This window comes from Zobellia sp. OII3 (assembly GCF_002211465.1).
In the GTDB taxonomy this organism is placed as follows: domain Bacteria; phylum Bacteroidota; class Bacteroidia; order Flavobacteriales; family Flavobacteriaceae; genus Zobellia; species Zobellia galactanivorans.
The window spans coordinates 1-1,186 of the sequence record NZ_MWRZ01000033.1; the positions used below are offsets into that span (position 1 = coordinate 1).

Sequence of the window (1,186 nt, forward strand, 5' to 3'; positions counted from 1 at the left end):
TGGATCTCATTGTTCGGGTCGGCATCGGCATCGTCCGTATCCAAGGCATCGACATAAGCCTTAGTGGCCGCGTCCTGTGGAGCGGTTGGGTCGGCCAAGTTCGTGATGGCCTGGTTGCCAGCACTTGGGTCCTCCCCTATTACATCCTCTAGATCTTGGATCTCGTTGTTCGGGTCCGCATCGGCATCGTCCGTATCGACCGTTACCGAACCGCCATCTACCAAGGAAATCGTTTTTCCCGTAGCGTCAATCGACAGGTCCTGCGTATCCGTATTCGTGTATGCGGACAAGTCGATATCCGTGGCACCCGTATTATTCGTGACCTTTAGGATGTTTCCCGTAAGGCTTAGATCTTGTATCTCGTTATTTGGGTCGGCATCGGCATCGTCCGTATCGACCGTTACCGAACCGCCATCTACCAAGGAAATCGTTTTTCCCGTAGCGTCAATCGACAGGTCCTGTGTATCCGTATTCGTGTATGCGGACAAGTCGATATCCGTGGCACCCGTATTATTCGTGACCTTTAGGATGTTTCCCGTAAGGCTTAGATCTTGTATCTCGTTATTTGGGTCGGCATCGGCATCGTCCGTATCCAAGGCATCCACATAGGCCTTAGTGGCCGCGTCCTGTGGAGCGGTTGGGTCGGCCAAGTTCGTGATGGCCTGGTTGCCAGCACTTGGGTCCTCCCCTATTACATCCTCTAGATCTTGGATCTCGTTGTTCGGGTCCGAATCGGCATCGTCCGTATCGACCGTTACCGAACCGCCATCTACCAAGGAAATCGTTTTTCCCGTAGCGTCGATCGACAGGTCCTGTGTATCCGTATTCGTGTATGCGGACAAATCGATATCAGTGGCACCCGTATTATTCGTGACCTTTAGGATATTTCCCGTAAGGCTCAGATCTTGTATCTCATTATTTGGATCAGCATCGGCATCGTCCGTATCGACCGTTACCGAACCGCCATCTACCAAGGAAATCGTTTTTCCCGTAGCGTCAATCGACAGGTCCTGTGTATCCGTATTCGTGTATGCGGACAAATCGATATCCGTGGCACCCGTATTATTCGTGACCTTTAGGATGTTTCCCGTAAGGCTCAGATCTTGGATCTCGTTGTTAGGGTCGCCGTCCAAATCGAGTGTCGCGTTTCCACCTACGGCATTCCATGTACTTCCATCATAAACAT

General features: G+C 51.5%; 1 protein-coding gene. It reads right to left on the reverse strand.

Annotated elements, in window-relative coordinates:
- The coding region (locus B4Q04_RS22790) for a hypothetical protein (RefSeq protein WP_161496104.1) at positions 1 to 1,186 on the reverse strand (1,186 nt) is incomplete at both ends.